This is a genomic window from Actinokineospora enzanensis DSM 44649 (assembly GCF_000374445.1).
In the GTDB taxonomy this organism is placed as follows: domain Bacteria; phylum Actinomycetota; class Actinomycetes; order Mycobacteriales; family Pseudonocardiaceae; genus Actinokineospora; species Actinokineospora enzanensis.
On the sequence record NZ_KB894429.1, the window covers coordinates 96,702 to 113,618 of the forward strand.

Genomic DNA, 16,917 nt, shown 5'->3' on the forward strand with positions numbered 1-16,917 from the left:
GCGTCCTCACATGTGGGCCGTCGGTGCCGCCTCCGGGTCCGTCTGCAACGGGCCGGAGCGCAGCAGCAGGCCGCTGATCACCGCGCCCGCCGCGAAGAAGGCGGCGACCCAGGCGAACGTGGTGGTGTAGCTGTGGATGGTGGCCGCGGCGATGATGTCCGGGCTGGGGGTCTTGCCCGCCAGGTAGGTGGTGGCGGCGTTCGCGGCGATGGTGGACAGGACCGCGGTGCCGATGGAGCCGCCGACCTGCTGGGCCGTGTTCACCAGGGCCGAGGCGACGCCCGCGTCGCCTGCGTGGACGCCGGAGGTACCCGAGGTCATGGCGGGGGCCATGGCCAGGCCGAAGCCGACGCCGGTGATCATCAGCGGGCCGAGGATGGCGGCGGCGTAGGTGGAGCCGAGGTCGAGGTCGGTGAGCCAGAGCATGCCCGCGGCGGCGACCACGAAGCCGACCGGGACGAGCGGACGCGGGCCGAAGCGGGGGACCAGGACGCTGGTGGCCGTGGTCGCGGTGACCGCCAGGGCGCCGATCATCGGCAGGAAGGCCACGCCGCTGGTGATGGGGGTGAAGTGCAGGTTCTGCTGGAGGTAGAAGGTCAGGAACAGGAACACCGCGAACATGCCGACGCCCAGGATCAGCACGGTCAGCAGCGAGCCGCCGCGGGTGCGGTCCAGCAGGATGCGCAGTGGGATCAGCGGGTGGGCGACGCGGGTCTCGATGACGGTGAAGACGACCAGCAGCGTGGCGCCCGCGGCCAGCCAGCCCCAGACGGCGGGGTTGCCCCAGGCGTGGGTCTCGGCGTTGCCGAAGCCGTAGACCAGGGCGAACAGGCCCGCCGACACGGTGATGGTGCCGGGGATGTCGAGGCGGTGGCGGGGGCCGTCGTGGCGCTGGTTGTGCAGCAGGGTGAGGCCGCCGATGGTGGCGGCGATGGCGAACAGCACGTTGACGTACATGCACCAGCGCCAGTCCAGGTACTCGGTGAGCACGCCGCCGAGCAGCAGGCCGGTGGCGCCGCCCGCGCCCGCGATGGCGCCGTAGATGCCGAACGCCTTGGCGCGCTCCTTGGCGTCGGTGAAGGTCGTGGTCAGCAGGGACAGCACGGCCGGGGCGAGCAGCGCGCCGAACACGCCCTGGGCGGCGCGGGAGGTGACCAGCACCCCGTAGTCGGCGGCCAGGCCACCGGCCGCGGACGCGACGGCGAACCCGATCAGGCCGACGAGCAGGGCGGTCTTGCGGCCGACGAGGTCGCCGACCCGGCCGCCGAGGGGCAGCAGCGCGCCGAAGGCCAGCGCGTAGGCGGTGACCACCCACTGCCGGTTGTCGTTGGAGAACCCGAGGTCGACCTGGGCCGAGGGCAGGGCGATGTTCACGATGGTCGCGTCGAGCACGACCATGAGCTGGGCGAGGCCGAGCACACCGAGGATGGCCCAGCGGCGGGCGTGGTGCGGGTGTGGTTCGGCGGCGCGACCGAGGTCGGCGGGGCTGTCCAGCTGAGCGGTCATGAACGACTCGATTCGTCGACTGGGGGGTGTGGCACCCGGGCGTTCGACCGGCGCATGCGCGAGCTGACCGCCGCCCCTCGAAGGGGTGACCGGGCGGATGTCACACCGCCTCACACGATCCGGTGACAGTTCGCGGCGAACCGGCCGTCGGGGGTAGGCCCGATAGCGTCAGGAACCGGTCGGAAGGGACGGATGGCGTGCGGGACGACGAAGAAGGCAAGCGGGTCAGCAGGCGCACGCTGGTGTTCGGCGGGCTCACCCTGGCCGGGGTGGTCGCCGGCTGCGGTACCAAGGACACCGGCACCGGCACCGCGACGACCACGACGGCCGCGTCGGGCACCGACCCGGCCACCCTGCTGGCGAACGCGACGACCTGCGCCCTCTCGCCGACCACCACCCAGGGCCCGTACTACTTCGACGCCGACAAGGTGCGCGGCGACATCCGCGAGGACCGCCAGGGCACCCGCCTGGACCTGGCCCTGAAGGTCGTCGACAGCGAGGGCTGCGCGGCCATCAAGGACGTCGTCGTCGAGATCTGGCACTGCGACGCCGCGGGCGTCTACTCCGGCGCCGAGTCCCAGTCCACCGGCGGTGGCGGCGAGGGCATGCCCAGCGGCGGCATGGCCCCACCGAGTGGCATGGCCCCGCCCAGTGGGGGCATGGCGCCACCCAGCGGGGGGATGGCCCCGCCCAGCGGTGGCCCGGGTGGGGGAGGGGGCACCGGTTCGGGTGATATGGCCGATCTCGTGCCCACCGACGACAAGCGCTACCTGCGCGGCGCCCAGGTCACCGACGCCCAGGGCATCGTCCGCTTCACCACCGTGTGGCCGGGCTGGTACCGCGGCCGCACCGTGCACGTCCACGCCATGGTGCACCTGAACAACACCAAGGCCCTGATCACCCAGCTGATGTTCGACGAACAGCTCAACGACAAGGTCTACACCGCCGCGCCCTACGCCACCCACACCGGCCGCGACACCACCAACGACAAGGACACCATCTACAACGACTCCATGGTCCTGACCGTCCAAGCCGCGGGCGACGGCTACCTCGCCGCCAAGATCCTGGGGGTCGACGCCGACAAGAACGGTGCCTGACACGTCCTGGTCGGGAACGACGATCAGTGGGCGAGCGCCTGGAGCATGATGGCCGCGGCCTTCCGGTTGTCCAGCGTGCCGTCGGCGTCGTCCGGGCTCCACACGTGCACGATGGTCGTGCCCTTGTGCGCGGTGAGGTCGCCGGGTCCGCTGGAGAACGCCGCGTCGCCGATGTTGGTCACCGGCTTGTGCTCGACCGCGTTGGGTCCGGTGGTGGCGATTTGTCCGCCTTGCTCCAGCGCTTTCCAGGTGGAGCCCGCGGCGTCCTCGCCGTAGGTGGTGACCATGACGGTCAGCTGTGTGTCGGGACCGGTGACCGTGTAGCCGCAGTTGCGTTCCTGCAACGAGCCGTTCGCGGGCGGGTTCTTCGGGTCGAACCCGGTGGCCACGACGATGCCCACCGTGTCGTCGGGGAACGACTTGGTGACGGTGTCCTGCGGGACCAGCTCGCAGGGGTTGCTCTTGTTGGCCACCGCGGCCTGCGGCGGCGCGTCGGTGGTGCCCGCGGGCGTGCCGCACGCCGCGAGTCCCAGGAGCAGCAGGGTGCCGGTGAGCGATCGTCTCATGTGGATGGTGCCTCGCAGTTCGGGTGTCCCGGCGGTTCGGGTGTCACGGTCGACCGGTGATCGCACACATGGTGTGCCACGGTCGCTGTCGGCCTTCGAGCGGGTCCCGGTGATCGGTAGAAGGCGGCGGGACGGCAGGCCACGCTCCGATCCGCCTGCGTCGCGATCTCGTCATCGGGGAGGAAACAGGCCGAAGTGTGTCGGGTGACCCAGGACACCGACCGATCCGGTCGGTCCACCTACCGGATCGGTCGGTCTCGGGCGTAGGGTCGCGGTCATGAAGCGGGCGTTCCGGCAGGAGGTCGACGAGCGGATCCTGGACCGGGCCGCCGCGCTGTTCGCGCAGCACGGCTACGCGGCGACCTCGTTGCAGGCGCTCGCGGACGCCGTCGGCCTGTCCAAGCCTGGGCTGCTGCATCACTTCCCCAGCAAGGAAGCCCTCTTCGAGGCCGCCACGGCGATGGGCCGCGAGCACGGCAGGCGGCTGTTCGAGCAGGTCGCGCCGCTGGCCGAGGGGCCGGAGCGGGACCGGCGGGCGGTCGAGCTGCTCACCGACCTCGCCCTGGACCGGCCCGGCCTGGTGGCGTTGGGCTCGCGGGCCATCACCACCATGGGGGTCGAGGACGTGGCCCTGGGCGGCGGCGAGGCGTATGTGCTGGACATGTTCGCGCTGGCGCCGGGCGCGGCCGCGGGCGAACGGGCCGCGCGGGTGATCGGGATGCTGGGCGCGCTGGTCGTGCTCAGCCTGGTCGCCCACCACACCGGCGAGAAGACCGCGTGGCGGCGGCACATCATCACGACCTGTCTGGACGCCCTCGGGGTCCGCGGAAAGGCTTGACCATGGCACGGCTGTTATTCCGCCTCGGCGCGGTCGCGTACCGGCGCAGGGGCCTCATTCTCGTCATCTGGCTGCTGGTCCTTGCCGCCGCCGCGGTCGGCGCGGGCACCCTGTCCGGCAAGACGACCAGCTCGTTCTCCATTCCCGGCCAGGAGTCCACCACCGCGCTGGCCAGGATCAAACAGGAGTTCGGCACCGGCGGCGGCGCGACCGCGCGGGTGGTCGTCAAGGCGCCCGAGGGGCAGAAGCTCACCGCGCCGGACAACGTGCCCAAGGTCGGGGCATTGGTGTCCGAACTGGGCAGACTGCCCGGTGTCGCGAACGCGAGCAATCCGTTGGATCCCAAGGCACCCGCGGTCAATCCCGATCAGAGCACCGCGTACAGCACGGTCGGTTATCGGGTCCCGGCAGGCTCGGTCACCGCCGACGAGAAAGCCGCGCTGACCGCCGCCGTCGAGCACGCCCGCGCCTCCGGGCTCACCGTCGAGATCGGCGGCGACATCGCCGGGGGAGCGCCCAAGGTCGGCGGGGTCGTGGAGGGCCTGGGCGTCGCGCTCGCCCTGCTGATCCTCGCGCTCACCTACGGCTCGCTGGTCATGGCCGGGATGAACCTGCTCACCGCCGCGGTCGGCGTCGCCATCGGGGTGCTGGGCGTCACGGTCACGACCGGTTTCGTCGAGCTGAGCTCGACCACCCCGATCCTGGCCACCATGCTGGGCCTGGCCGTGGGCATCGACTACGCGCTGTTCATCATCAACCGCTACCGCCAGGAGCTGCGCCACGGCGCCGAGGTCGACACCGCGGTCGCCACGGCCGTGGCCACGGCGGGCTCGGCCGTGCTCACCGCGGGCATCACGGTGATCATCGCGCTGGCCGGTCTGGCCGTCGCGGGCATCCCCTTCCTTACCCAGATGGGTATCGCGGCGGCGGCCACCATCGTGGTCGCGGTGTTGGTCGCGTTGACGCTGGTCCCGGCCGTGCTCGGCTTCCTCGGTCGGCGCGCCCTGCCGAAGAGGCAGCGCACCGGCGCCGTCGAGGTCCGCGAGCGCGGCTTCTACCGGGGCTGGGTCAGCGGCGTGACCCGGCACCGGGTGGTGGCGTTGGCCCTGTCGGTGATCACGCTCGGCATCATCGCCATCCCGGTCGTGGCCATGCGCACCACGCTCGTGCCCACCCCGACCGCGGACAGCACCCAGGCCCGCGCCGAACGACTGCTCGCCGACGGGTTCGGCCCCGGCTTCAACGGCCCGATCACCATCCTGTTCGAGGGCCCCGAACCCGCCCGCGCGGTCGCCGCGATCCAGGGGGCGGGCGACATCGCGCACGTCACCGAGCCGCGGTCGAACGGCAAGGGCGCCGCACTGATCACCGTCGTGCCGGAGTCCGGGCCGACCACCGTGGCCACCGAGCAGCTGGTCACCGAGCTGCGCGCCCGACTGTCCACAGTAGATGGAGCGACCACCTATGTGACCGGCTCGACCGCGGTCAGCGTGGACGTGGCGATCACGCTCGACCGTGCGCTCCCGGTCTACCTGGCAGTGGTCGTTGGCCTGGCGTTGGTGCTGTTGGTCCTGGTGTTCCGGTCGCTGCCGGTGCCCTTGGTCGGCGTGCTCGGCTTCCTGCTCACCATCGGCGCCTCGCTCGGCGCGACCGTCGCGGTGTTCCAGTGGGGCTGGCTGGGCGCGGCGGTCAACCTGGACACCACCGGGCCGCTGATCAGCCTCACGCCGATCATCGTGATCGGCATCCTGTTCGGCCTCGCCATGGACTACCAGGTGTTCCTGGTCTCCCGCATGCACGAGGCGCACCACCGCGGCGAGCGGCCACTGAGCGCGGTCACGACCGGGTTCCGACAGGCCGCGCCGGTGGTGGTGGCCGCCGCGCTGATCATGTTCTCGGTGTTCGCGGGCTTCGTGCCCGGCGGCGAGCCGACGATCAAGTCCATCGCGTTCGCGCTGGCCATCGGCATCGCCGTGGACGCGTTCGTGGTCCGGATGGTGCTCGTCCCGGCGGCGCTGGCGCTGATCGGCGAGCGGGCCTGGTGGCTGCCGCGCCTGCTGGCCTGGCTGCCGGTCCTGGACGTCGAGGGCACGGGGCTGCGCCGACCGGCCGAATCTCCAGACCTGGTCGACGCCACCCGGTGAGACCGGTCTATCGGCTGTCGGACTCAGTCCGGCAGCCGATAGACCCGCCGCGCCGTGGACGACAGCACGGCCTCGTGTTCCTTCGGCGTGCACTTGTCCAGCAGTGACTCGGTCAGGTCGAGCAGGTCGCCGTAGGTGCGGTCGACGGCGCCCACCGGCCAGTCGGAGCCGAACAGCACGCGATCCGGGCCGAACTCGGCGAGCACGTGGTCGACGTACGGGCCGAGGTCCGGCCCGTCGATCCCGGACAGCTTGCACACCACGTTGTCGCACCGCGCCAGCGACCCGATCCACGACGCCCACGGCTCCCACTCGCCCGCCGCAGGCCACGGGCTGCCCAGGTGGTCGACCACCAGCGTCGGCGCGCCCCCGGCCAGCCGTGCCAGCGCCAGCGCCGCGGGTCGCTGCGACGGGCGGATCACGATGTCGTAGGTGAGCCCGCGTTCGGCCAGCGTCGCCAGGCCCGCGCGCACGTCCGAACGCAGCAGCCACGCGTGGTCGGGCTCGTCGCGCGCCGGGTGCCGCAGGCCGACCAACGGCCGCTCGCGCAGCCGGTCGAGCCGGTCGCCCAGGCCGGGGTCGGTCAGGTCCAGCCAGCCGACCACGCCCGCCACCAGGTCGCTCGCCTCCGCCACGGCCAGGAACTCCTCCGTCTCCGCGGCCGAGGCCACCGACTGGACCAGCACCGCGGCCCGCACCCGGTCGCCGAGCACCGTCGGGAGGTCGGCCATCCCGTGCCGGGGCGGGTCGGCCTGGTCGGCCGCGCGCGGGTAGGCGCGGGCGGCGGGGTCCCACAGGTGGTGGTGGGCGTCGATGATCATGTGGGTCCTCGGTGCTCCGGGGTCGGCGGCCAGTGGTTCGAACGTCCCGGGATCACCGGATGTTCCGGCCGGGAATTACCATCGTTCCCAGCCTGACGGACGTCCGGGGGATCCACGTGGAGATCATCGTCGACGACCTGGCCGGGCCCGCGATCGCGGCCTTCCTGGCCGAGCACGTGGCCGAGATGCGGTCGCTGACGCCGCTGTCGAGCAAGCACGCGCTCGACCTGGCCGGGCTGCGCCTTCCCGGGATCACCTTCTGGTCCATGATGGACGGTCCGGCCGTGGTCGGCTGTTGCGCGTTGAAGGAATTGGACGCCGGGCACGCGGAAATCAAATCCATGCGCACCGCGCCCGCGCGGAAACGACAGGGGATCGCCGCCACGCTGCTGCGCCACGTGATCGGCGCGGCCGTGCGGGACGGATACCGCAGGCTCAGCCTGGAGACCGGGTCCGCCGACTTCTTCGCCCCCGCCCGCGCGTTGTACACGAAACACGGGTTCGGCTACTGCGCCCCGTTCGGGGACTACCGCGAGGACCCGCACAGTGTGTATATGACGAGGGAGCTGTAGGTCCGCCCAGTCCGGATTGGACGGATGCGGCGGGTTGGTCGCGAATTATCCGTTTGATGTCCGATCACCCGGATCACCGGTTCTGTTAACGGACTGGTGACCTTCCGCTCATGTCCAGTCCGGGCGCCGCACAGCTTCGGGTGGGGTACTGCGGCATCATGTTTCCGGGCTTGGAGGAATGAGCATGCCTGCTGTTGGAAGACGCTGGGTCACCCTCGGCGTGCTGGGGGTCGCGGTCGCCGCGGCCGCGCCCGCCGCCATGGCGGTGGCCGGTCCCGCGGACAACCCGTCGGCGCGCAGCGCGTCCGCCGGTGACCGCACCCAGGACGTGCGCCGGGCCATCGAGGGCGGCAAGGCCCGCAACGTGATCCTGTTCCTCGGCGACGGGATGGGCGACTCGGAGATCACCATCGCGCGCAACTACGCGCGCGGCGCGGCGGGCAGGCTGGAGATGGACCAGCTCCCGCTGACCGGCGAGTACACCACGTACGCGGTCACCAAGGGCGACCCGTCGAAGCCGGACTACGTCACCGACTCGGCGGCCTCCGGCACCGGCTGGGCCACCGGCCACAAGACCTACAACAAGGCCATCTCGGTCGACGCCTACGGCAACCCGCAGCCCACGATCCTGGAGCTGGCCAAGCGCAACGGCTACCGCACCGGCGACGTGACCACGGCCGAGGTCCAGGACGCCACCCCGGCGGTGCTCGGCTCGCACGTGGTCGACCGCGACTGCAAGGGCCCGAACGAGACCACCAAGACCTGCCCGACCAACGCCAAGGAGAACGGCGGCGCGGGCTCGATCGCCGAGCAGCTCGTGCAGACCCGCCCGGACGTGCTGCTGGGCGGCGGCGCGGCCTACTTCGACCAGACGGTCAAGGCAGGCAAGTTCCAGGGCAAGACGGTGCTCGACCAGGCCAAGGCCTCCGGCTACGACGTGGTCACCGACGGCGCGGGCCTGAAGTCCGCCCGCGGCGACAAGCCGCTGCTGGGCCTGTTCGCGCCCAACAACATGGACCTGCAGTGGGTCGGCCCGCAGGCCGTCCCCGGTGGCACCCCGGCGGCGACCTGCCTGCCCAACACCGCGCTGCCCGCGTCCCAGCCCAAGCTGGCCGACATGACCCGCAAGGCCCTGGACGTCCTCGACCGCGGCAGCCGCCGCGGCGACAAGGGCTTCTTCCTCCAGGTCGAGGGCGCCAGCATCGACAAGCAGGACCACGCCGCCAACCCGTGCGGCCAGATCGGCGAGACCGTCGGCTTCGACGACGCGATCGCCGCGGGCATGGCCTACGCGCACAGCCACCCCGACACCCTGGTCCTGGTGACCGCCGACCACGGCCACACCAGCCAGATCATCCCCAACGGCACCAAGAGCCCCGGCGCCACCGCCACCCTGATCACCCACGACGGCGCCCAGATGACGATCAACTACGCCACCGCGCTGCCGGGCCAGTCCCAGGAGCACACCGGCACGGAGGTCCGCCTCGCGGGCTACGGGCCGCAGGCGGCCAACGTGGTCGGCATCACCGACCAGACGGACCTGTTCTTCACGATGAACCGGGCCCTCGGGCTTCGTTGACGTACTGAGGTTCGAACGGGGCCCGGGATGTTTCCCGGGCCCCGTTTTCGTGCCATCTCCACCGACCTGTGCGTGGTCCGCCCAGGTTCGTCAGTCGGTCGGGGCGTACGGCTCCATCTCGCAACGCGGCAATGTTCGGGTATCCAAAAGCCCCTTCGCCGCGGCCGACACGACAAGACGAGTCGGAAACACCAACCCGAAATCGTCGTGACCACCCCGCCCGGTGACGACCAACCACCGAAACTCCGGCAGTGCGGCGATATCACCGATGATCTCGTCCCCCTCCGGGGCAAGTGTGATGGCTGCGTCCCGCAACTCGAACCCGCTCAACCCCGACCGCGACAACTCCGCACCGAGGCTCCGCGTCACCAGGAAGACCGGCGTGGCGGTGACCAGCTCGTCACCCACCCAATCATGGAACGCGTATTCCACCTTGCTCGCCACGGCAGGCCGCACACTCCGATCCACCACGGAGCCCGGCCCGAGCTCCCCCGCCACCTCGGGCGACACGCGAAAGAACATGGACACCGCCCTACCTTACCCGGGGATCGAACTGGTCGCCAAACTCATCGTCCATTCGCGTCGCATAATCGAGCAGGTCTTGTTCTGTTGCGGTGATGTTGTCGTCGTAGAACTCGTTCCAATTCTTGCGAAGTCTGCTCAGATGTACGGTGTTGTTGGTCTCGCCCTTCGGGATGCCACGCAGATTCTCGAATGAATTGATCTTCGCGTCCGTCAGCCCTGCGCCCGGATAAATGTGGGCGGCTTGTCTTTCCACTGCATGGTGAACCCACGCCTGCCCCCGCAAGTGGGGATACTCCTTGAAGAACGTGTCCCGGTAACTGTTCGACGTCGCGTGCCCGAGAGTCGCTCGACCAGTCGATGCGGGGTGCTGTCCCGCGCTCGGCGTTCGCGCGCCGGGGTCGGTGTTCTCTGGCCTGCCGGGTCTGGATGAAGCTTCCGGGCTGTTCGGTGCCGAACGCTCGATGGGTTGGCCGCTTTTGTTGCCTGGTCGGTTCTGCTGCCGTGATGGTCTGCGGCTTCGGATAGTGCGTCTGCGGTCTGGATCAGTATCCTGCCCAGTTCATCCAGGCGATCTCGTGCGGCCGCGAGGATTGCCGCAACCGAACTGTGTTGAGCCGAGTAGCCCAGGATCGTCTCGGCCATGCGGTCTGTCTCGGTCAGCCACGAACTCATGCGGTCCAACCATGCGGTCGAGGTGTTGATGAGGTCGGCAGACAGCGTGCGCAACTGTTGGGCCTCCTCGTCGACTGACACGAGCCAACCTTAGAGGTGAGGATGGCAGCGCCTGGTACGCATTCGATTTGCGAATGCGGTTCGCTTCGGAACCGGATGGCCAATGGGACAACGACCGGCTCGCTGGATGGCTTCGTCGTTGGTCGCGGTTGCCCACGTGCCGGACGCTGCGACAGTCATGCCCCCCAACCTGGCCTCGGGGCTGCTGTCATCACCTGCGGATCGGCCTGGTCCGTGCTTGCCGCACTCCTCGTGGCGGGCGTTCCGTCGGCCATCTGCGCGGGCGGGCAGGCGGTCCCCGCGACCGGCGGCGTTCAGGTGGAGCCCACGCGAGTGTGGTGGTGGCACGGGAGCCGTGGTTCGGCGGCGACCGAGTTGGATCAGACCATTGCGGACCCGGGTGACCAGCCCGGATAGTGGTGAGGTTTGCTCACCGTTACCTCGACCGGGCTCGCCTGTGATTTGCGTACTAAGGCAGCGGGTAGGGGTGAACTTGTGGTAACGAGGACATTGCGGGTGGCGACTCATCGGATGACTGGCTTGTGGCGGGCAAGAGGGGGTTATCGCGGTGCCGATCGCGTCTTCGCCGGATGCCGACGACACCGGGACGACCGGTGCGGGCGGGCATGAGGTCAACGAGGTGACCGCGTCCGCCGCGGACGGGGTGCTCACCGTGCTCATGCCGCCGAGGCAGGAGCACCTGGTGGCGGTTCGCAACCACGTGCGGGTGTGGCTGGCCGATCTCGGCGTGGCGGTGGAGACGGCGCGGGCGATCGTGACGGCGGCGGACGAGGCGGTGGCCAATGCCGTGGAGCACAGGTTCCGGCCGGACAACATGGCCGGTGCCGTCATGCTCACCGTGGGTACCGAGCCGGGGTCGATCGTGTTGACCGTGGCCGACGACGGACCGTGGCAGCTGCCCCGGCAGGGCGGTCATCCGCACGGCGGGTTCAACCTCCCCATGATCCGCGTGCTGGCCGACGACGTCGAACTCCGGCACGAGGACGGTCGCAGCATCCTGGTCGCGCGCTTCGCTCACCGCCCCCGACCCGGCCTGACCTGGGACGAACTGGTCTGACCCGGCTTGGCGGGCCCATCGCGGCAGGTCAGTTGCATGGCAACGCGTCACCGCGGGTGTTCGCGCGGGCGACGGCCGCGCCCAGCTGGTCCTCGGACATCGTGGAACGACCCGGCACGCTGCGTCGTCGGGCCTGTTCGTAGAGGTGGCGTTGGGCGGCGGTCGGGCCGGTCTCGACGGCGCGCCGCGTGCGCTTCGACATGATCGGCTCCCTCACGGCGGCGGGTGCGGTCCGGTACCGGATTCCCCGACCCGGACCGGGCCAACCGTCGCGCGGTGGGCGCCGCGCCGTCCGGCAGGGCATAGTCGCGTCATGACTACCAGGGGATCGCTGGGACCGTTCCAGGTCGGCAGGCTCGGCTACGGCGCCATGCAGCTGGCGGGTCCCGGGGTGTTCGGCCCGCCCGCCGACCCGGACGCCGCCGTCGCCGTGCTGCGCCGGGCCGTGGAGCTGGGCGTCGACCACATCGACACCTCCGACTTCTACGGCCCGCACGTGGTCAACGAGCTGATCGCCACCGCGCTGCGTCCCTACCCGGCCGATCTCGTCCTGGTCACCAAGGTCGGTGCCCGCCGCGACGACCAGGGTCAGTGGCTGCCCGCGCTGTCCCCGGACGAGCTGCGCGCCGCCGTGCACGACAACCTCGCCCGGCTCGGCGTCGACCGGCTGCACGTGGTCAACCTGCGGGTGATGGACGACTCGTCGCTGGAGGCCCAGTTCACCGCGCTGGCCGAGCTGCGCGAGCAGGGGCTGATCGCCGAGCTGGGGGTCAGCAACGTCACCTCCGCGCAGCTGGCCGAGGCCCGCTCGATCGCGCCGGTCGCCTGCGTGCAGAACATGTACAACGTGGTCGTGCGCGGGGACGACCCGCTAGTCGACGAGACCGCGGCGCTGGGCGTGGCCTACGTGCCGTTCTTCCCGCTCGGCGGGTTCCAACCGTTGCAGGCCGCGACGCTGCACGAGGTCGCCGCGCGGCACGGTGCCACCGACCGGCAGGTCGCGCTGGCCTGGCTGCTGCGCCGGTCGCCGAACATCCTGCTCATCCCGGGCACGTCCAGCGTGGCGCACCTAGAGCAGAACATGTCCGTCGGCGACCTCGCGCTCACCGAGGCCGACCTCACCGATCTGGACGGATTGTCGGCTGTGGGTCACTAGCGTTCCCGGTGCCGCGGTCGCAGGCGCGGGCGGAACAGGGCACGGGGTTTCGGATCGTGGTCGGGGTCGGTCGGCGCTGCTAGGCTGACTCGCGTGACAGGCCAGAACGCGGATTGGGGCGCGCTAGAGCGCCGGTACCGGCGGTTTTTCCAGAAGCGCGACGAGGTTCCCTTCCGCATCGAGCCCCCCACGGGCCAGGGGCGGACGCTGGGCCGCGGCGAGCCGGTGTTCACCCTGGTGGCCAAGGACGAGACCGGGATCACCGCGGTCAACTCCCTCGACCAGGTCCAGGTCGGTCTGGCCTATCTGGACGGTCACCTGGACATCGAGGGCGACATCTTCACCGCGCTGGCGATCCGCAAGTTCTTCAGCGACATCCACCCGGTGTCCTGGGCGAACCGGTTCCTGCCCGCGGTGGTGCGCGGCAAGACCGAGCACGACCGCCGCTCGATCACCGCGCACTACGACCGCGACCCGGACTTCTTCCTGTCCTTCCTGGACGACCGGCACCGCTGCTACACCCAGGGCTCGTTCAAGTCCGACGACGAGCCGATCGAGGACGCCATGACCCGCAAGATGGACATGGCCATCGAACAGCTTGGCGTCAAACCGGGCGACCGGGTGCTGGAGGTCGGCGGCGGTTGGGGCGCGTTCGTCGAGCACGCGGGCCGCAAGGGCATCGAGGTGACCACGCTCACCCTGTCCGAGCCGTCCGAGCTGTACCTGAAGGACCTGATCAAGCGCGAGAACCTGCCCTGCACGGTGCTGCGCAAGCACTTCTACAAGTTCAAGACCGACCGCCCGTACGACGCGGTGGTCAACATGGGCGTCACCGAGCACCTGCCCGACTACACCACGTCGCTGCGCAAGTACGCGGAACTGTTGCGGCCCGGCGGCCGCGTCTACCTCGACGCGTTGGCCATGCGGCACAAGCACCGCATGTCGACGTTCATGAGCCGCTACGTCTACCCGGGCGTGTCGACCCCGTTGCTGCTGCACGACTACCTGGCCAAGGTCGCCAAGTCGCCGTTCTACCTGACCTCTGTGGACGACGAGCGGCACAACTACTACCTCACCTGCAGGATCTGGGCGGAGAAGCTCGACGCCAACCGCGAGCACGTCATCGCCAACTGGGGTGAGCCGCTGTACCGGCACTTCCGGCTGTTCCTGTGGGGCTCGGCCGCCGGGTTCCACTCCGGACTCGTGCAGGCCTACCGCTGGGCGCTGGAACTGCCTGCCTAGGAAGGGAACTCCATCGCCGGGAAGTCCGGCGATGGAGCGTCCAGCAGGTGGTCGTCCTCGTCGCGCAGGAAGCGGTCGAAGAACGACACCAGGTACGCGCCGGTGGTCCGGATCGCCTCGGCCGGGTTCAGCGTGCCGAGGCGTTCGGCCTGGGCGGCGGGGGAGAGGCCCAGCTGCGGAACCAACGCCTCGGCGTCGGTGAAGGACGCGTGCTTCGCACCGCGCAACCGTAGTCGGCGGGACCAACCGGTTGTGGTGTCGAGGAAGGCGTCCCAGCCGGGACCGGTGTCGGTGGGTCCGTCGCTGCCGACCAAGAGGAACGGCCGATCGAGACCGTCCCGTGCGACCGGTGTGAGTGCACCGTCCGGATAGGTCAGATTGCCGTCGAGGTTCACGCCCGCGCCGATCCGGTGGTCGGCGTGCATCGCCATCGCCGCCGCCGAACCGCCCATGGACGAGCCGAACGCGCCCACCCGACCCCGGGGCGAGACCTGGTCCAGCACGAACCGGAGGTCGTCCACCCGCACGTCCACCGCCTTGCGGATGAAGACGTTCGGGTCGTCAGGCAGGGTGAGGGTGCGCAGGATGCCGCCCGGGAACTGGACTTCCGGGGATTCGAAGGTGTGATCCACCGTCACCACCCGGAATCCGTGGCTGGCCAGTTCCTCCGCCCGCCAGGTGCCCCAGGTGCGCGGCTCCCCGAGCCCGGCCGAGTGCAGGAGCGTCGGCCACCGGCCCGGCCTGCGCCGTCCGTTGACGATCGCGTTGGTTTGCACGCCGGTCCAGTCGACGTTGGGCAGGTTCAATCCGAGGTACTGATTCATGGTGACCTCGGAGAAATGCCGAGCCGCCAACGGCAGCATGTACGGCAACCCGGGCGCGGAGGACGGTAGCGCGGGATAGTGGATGGTGATCATCAGCTCGCGCTCGAACTCCGGGTGCCACGGATCCCGCCGTGCCCGGTCCACCAGCCGCACGGTCGTCGCACCTACCGGATAACGCCCGGTGGGCCTTGGCAAACGCAACGCCCCGCTCGCGTGCGCCGTGCCCGGCAGCACGGCCGAGAGTGCGATCGCTCCCAGGCCTGCGGTCAGCATCCCCATCCCCCGTCGACTGATCATAGGACGATGATGGCCCTGGTGTCCGCCCAGCGCCTCGGGGTAATCCCCGGTTCGGTCCCGGATAACCCACCGGCACGGCGGTCTTGTGCGCGGTCATTCGCCGAAGAGGTAGATGGCGGCCCAGTAGAGGATGATCGTGCACACGCACAGGGTCGCCGAGCCCAGCCACACGTATGCGGCATAGCGGTAGCCGCGCCAGGGGACGCGGCGGATCAGCGTGGTGGTCAGGTAGAGGCCGGAGCCGAGGAACAGCCAAAGGAATGCCGTAGTGAAACCGAGCTGCATGACCAGCTTGCTCGCCGTGCGCTCGCGCGCGGTCGAGTCAATCAATCGCGCGGTGATTTGTTGGCCCTCGGAGTACATCGCCCTGGCCTGCTCCAGGGTGACCTGGTGGCCGGGGCGCGTCGACCAGGTCCCCGCGCAACTCCTTGTCACGTAAAGACTTTCCTTGGCCCCTCGGTGCATCTCCTCATGGCAGGACGCCACGATGACCGCGCCGGGCTCACCGCTGAACCCGGTGTCCGCGAATGATTCCCGCACCAGGAACTGCCCGATGACCCCGGCCGCCGCCACCAGCGCCACCGCCACCACCGCGTGCACGACCCGCTTCACGGGTCCGGGCGGCTTCTGCGGACGGTGAACCATCGGCACCCGGGCACGCGGACGCCTGCCCGCCGTTCGCGGGACGATGTCCAGTCCGACATCCGCGCCGTCCTCGTCCACTGCTCCGGACTACCAGGTTCACCCGGCCGGTGATCTCTGTTGAGACCAGGACCACCGCGCACAATGTCCGGACAGTGTCAGTTTGTCCGCAGTGTCGTCGCCTTGGGCCTGCTCCGCACGTGGGGCGACGACACGCTCGGGCAGATGGTGATCCCCTGTGCGGCCGCACACCCGGAGCGCGTGATCAGGACGCGGGCCCGGTCACCGCGTCGAACGAGGAAAGCCGTGCGGTAGAGGGAAAACCGGTTGCCCGGTTGAATACGATTCGATATGTCCGGAAACAGCCGTCAAGGAACAGGCCCATGCGAAACGCTTCGACCACGGCGAGCGCCGCGTCCGCCGCACTCGCCGCGCTGTCCCACCCGACCCGGCTGCGAATCCTCGTCGCCCTCTTCGACGCCCACGACCGCGGCGAGCCCGCGCGTCTGGACGCCATGGCCGTGGCGGTCGGGCTGGATGTCCGCCTGCTGTCGAAGGAGATCGTCCGCCTCACCGAGGCAGGCCTGATCACCCGCGAGCAGGGCCGCCTCGCCCCCGATCCCGGCCACCTCGCCACCCTGTCCGATGACCTCGTCGAGACCACGGCGCTGTGCCGGGCCATCCCACCCACCTCACCCCTGCGCCGCTACCTCGCCCACGGCCGGGTGACGGTCCTCCCCAAACGCCCCGACGACCTCTCCGCCGTCGCCGCCGCCCTGGCCTCCCTGCTCCCCGACGACCGCGAACTCACCGAGCCGGAAGTCAACGCGCATCTCGCCGAAGCGGGCCCTGACACCGCCGCCCTCCGCCGCCTCCTGGTCGACCTCGGCTTCCTCACCCGCCAAGGCGCCGCCCACTACCGCCGAGTCATCCCGACCCACGAGCACACAGTCGCGTAGTTCGGGCCGCGCGCCGTCGACCGCGCCCATTCCCGCGTTGCCACCGGACGGCAGTCGGTTTCGACAATGACCGCGTTCGCAATGACCTCGCCCGCGTCCCTACCATCCTCATTCTCTTTGGCATGGGCGACGGCACCGCCGACAAGCGTTCCGCTGTTTCGGCGAAGCCGTACTCCCGAGCAGAACCGTGTCCGCAACCACCGGTCGGCGACGAGGGCGGTAGGACTTCGGCGAGATGACCGACCGCGAGGTCCGGATCATCCAGACCACGTCCGTCAACCGACATCAGCGGATCGGCGCCTGAAACCCGGCTCCGATCGATGCCCGCGTAGGCAGTCG

General features: G+C 70.1%; 17 protein-coding genes. 9 read left to right on the forward strand and 8 right to left on the reverse strand.

The genetic code is table 11. The annotated features are described in order from the left end of the window. Positions 1 to 6: 6 nt before the first annotated feature. Entirely contained in the window at positions 7 to 1,506 is a 1,500-nt protein-coding gene (locus C503_RS0126745; protein WP_018685294.1) for an MFS transporter, read from the reverse strand. Positions 1,507 to 1,703: 197 nt separating this feature from the next. Here C503_RS0126745 and C503_RS0126750 point away from each other — a divergent pair, with 197 nt between their 5' ends. Next, positions 1,704 to 2,603: a peptidase associated/transthyretin-like domain-containing protein gene (locus tag C503_RS0126750; RefSeq protein WP_018685295.1), complete on the forward strand. Its 900-nt coding sequence runs from the start codon at positions 1,704 to 1,706 to the stop codon at positions 2,601 to 2,603. A gap of 23 nt (positions 2,604 to 2,626) precedes the next feature. Here C503_RS0126750 and C503_RS0126755 read toward each other — a convergent pair whose 3' ends face one another. Beyond that, positions 2,627 to 3,169: a hypothetical protein gene (locus tag C503_RS0126755; RefSeq protein ID WP_156893517.1), complete on the reverse strand. Its 543-nt coding sequence runs from the start codon at positions 3,167 to 3,169 to the stop codon at positions 2,627 to 2,629. A gap of 277 nt (positions 3,170 to 3,446) precedes the next feature. Between C503_RS0126755 and C503_RS0126760 the strand changes: the two genes are divergently transcribed. Both C503_RS0126760 and C503_RS0126765 read left to right on the forward strand, forming a co-directional pair. After that, positions 3,447 to 4,007 (forward strand): TetR/AcrR family transcriptional regulator, encoded by a 561-nt coding sequence (locus C503_RS0126760; protein WP_018685297.1) that lies wholly within the window; start codon positions 3,447 to 3,449, stop codon positions 4,005 to 4,007. A 2-nt stretch (positions 4,008 to 4,009) separates the two neighbouring features. Next, positions 4,010 to 6,151: an MMPL family transporter gene (locus C503_RS0126765; RefSeq protein ID WP_018685298.1), complete on the forward strand. Its 2,142-nt coding sequence runs from the start codon at positions 4,010 to 4,012 to the stop codon at positions 6,149 to 6,151. 23 nt (positions 6,152 to 6,174) lie between these two features. On the opposite strand, the gene C503_RS0126770 is transcribed toward C503_RS0126765, so the two are convergent. Continuing rightward, positions 6,175 to 6,972 (reverse strand): amidohydrolase family protein, encoded by a 798-nt coding sequence (locus C503_RS0126770; RefSeq protein WP_018685299.1) that lies wholly within the window; start codon positions 6,970 to 6,972, stop codon positions 6,175 to 6,177. A 116-nt stretch (positions 6,973 to 7,088) separates the two neighbouring features. Here C503_RS0126770 and C503_RS0126775 point away from each other — a divergent pair, with 116 nt between their 5' ends. Together C503_RS0126775 and phoA are read left to right on the forward strand one after the other, a co-directional pair. Continuing rightward, positions 7,089 to 7,544, forward strand: a complete 456-nt coding sequence (locus C503_RS0126775) for a GNAT family N-acetyltransferase (protein WP_026316736.1) — start codon at positions 7,089 to 7,091, stop codon at positions 7,542 to 7,544. A 184-nt stretch (positions 7,545 to 7,728) separates the two neighbouring features. Further along, positions 7,729 to 9,123, forward strand: coding sequence for an alkaline phosphatase (phoA, locus tag C503_RS0126780; RefSeq protein WP_245572594.1), 1,395 nt, complete (start codon positions 7,729 to 7,731; stop codon positions 9,121 to 9,123). 90 nt (positions 9,124 to 9,213) lie between these two features. On the opposite strand, the gene C503_RS41010 is transcribed toward phoA, so the two are convergent. Continuing rightward, the gene (locus C503_RS41010) at positions 9,214 to 9,567 is read right to left on the reverse strand and encodes a hypothetical protein (RefSeq protein ID WP_245572595.1); all 354 of its coding nucleotides are present in this window, start codon (positions 9,565 to 9,567) and stop codon (positions 9,214 to 9,216) included. 88 nt (positions 9,568 to 9,655) lie between these two features. Continuing rightward, complete coding sequence (locus C503_RS46260) at positions 9,656 to 9,931, reverse strand: hypothetical protein (RefSeq protein WP_156893518.1); 276 nt, start codon at positions 9,929 to 9,931, stop codon at positions 9,656 to 9,658. Positions 9,932 to 10,948: 1,017 nt separating this feature from the next. On the opposite strand from C503_RS46260, the gene C503_RS0126790 reads away from it, so the two are divergent. Further along, positions 10,949 to 11,458, forward strand: a complete 510-nt coding sequence (locus C503_RS0126790) for an ATP-binding protein (RefSeq protein WP_018685304.1) — start codon at positions 10,949 to 10,951, stop codon at positions 11,456 to 11,458. A gap of 28 nt (positions 11,459 to 11,486) precedes the next feature. On the opposite strand, the gene C503_RS46265 is transcribed toward C503_RS0126790, so the two are convergent. Further along, complete coding sequence (locus C503_RS46265; RefSeq protein WP_018685305.1) at positions 11,487 to 11,660, reverse strand: hypothetical protein; 174 nt, start codon at positions 11,658 to 11,660, stop codon at positions 11,487 to 11,489. 111 nt (positions 11,661 to 11,771) lie between these two features. On the opposite strand from C503_RS46265, the gene C503_RS0126800 reads away from it, so the two are divergent. Beyond that, positions 11,772 to 12,614: an oxidoreductase gene (locus C503_RS0126800; protein ID WP_018685306.1), complete on the forward strand. Its 843-nt coding sequence runs from the start codon at positions 11,772 to 11,774 to the stop codon at positions 12,612 to 12,614. A gap of 93 nt (positions 12,615 to 12,707) precedes the next feature. Further along, positions 12,708 to 13,856 (forward strand): class I SAM-dependent methyltransferase, encoded by a 1,149-nt coding sequence (locus tag C503_RS0126805; RefSeq protein ID WP_018685307.1) that lies wholly within the window; start codon positions 12,708 to 12,710, stop codon positions 13,854 to 13,856. Here the strand turns inward: C503_RS0126805 and C503_RS0126810 are convergent. Together C503_RS0126810 and C503_RS0126815 are read right to left on the reverse strand one after the other, a co-directional pair. After that, entirely contained in the window at positions 13,853 to 14,977 is a 1,125-nt protein-coding gene (locus tag C503_RS0126810; protein WP_033401086.1) for an alpha/beta hydrolase, read from the reverse strand. The two genes, C503_RS0126805 and C503_RS0126810, sit on opposite strands and share 4 nt — an antisense overlap. A gap of 93 nt (positions 14,978 to 15,070) precedes the next feature. Next, complete coding sequence (locus C503_RS0126815) at positions 15,071 to 15,700, reverse strand: hypothetical protein (protein ID WP_156893520.1); 630 nt, start codon at positions 15,698 to 15,700, stop codon at positions 15,071 to 15,073. 302 nt (positions 15,701 to 16,002) lie between these two features. On the opposite strand from C503_RS0126815, the gene C503_RS0126820 reads away from it, so the two are divergent. Beyond that, the gene (locus C503_RS0126820) at positions 16,003 to 16,578 is read left to right on the forward strand and encodes a DUF2087 domain-containing protein (RefSeq protein ID WP_018685310.1); all 576 of its coding nucleotides are present in this window, start codon (positions 16,003 to 16,005) and stop codon (positions 16,576 to 16,578) included. Positions 16,579 to 16,917: the final 339 nt, after the last annotated feature.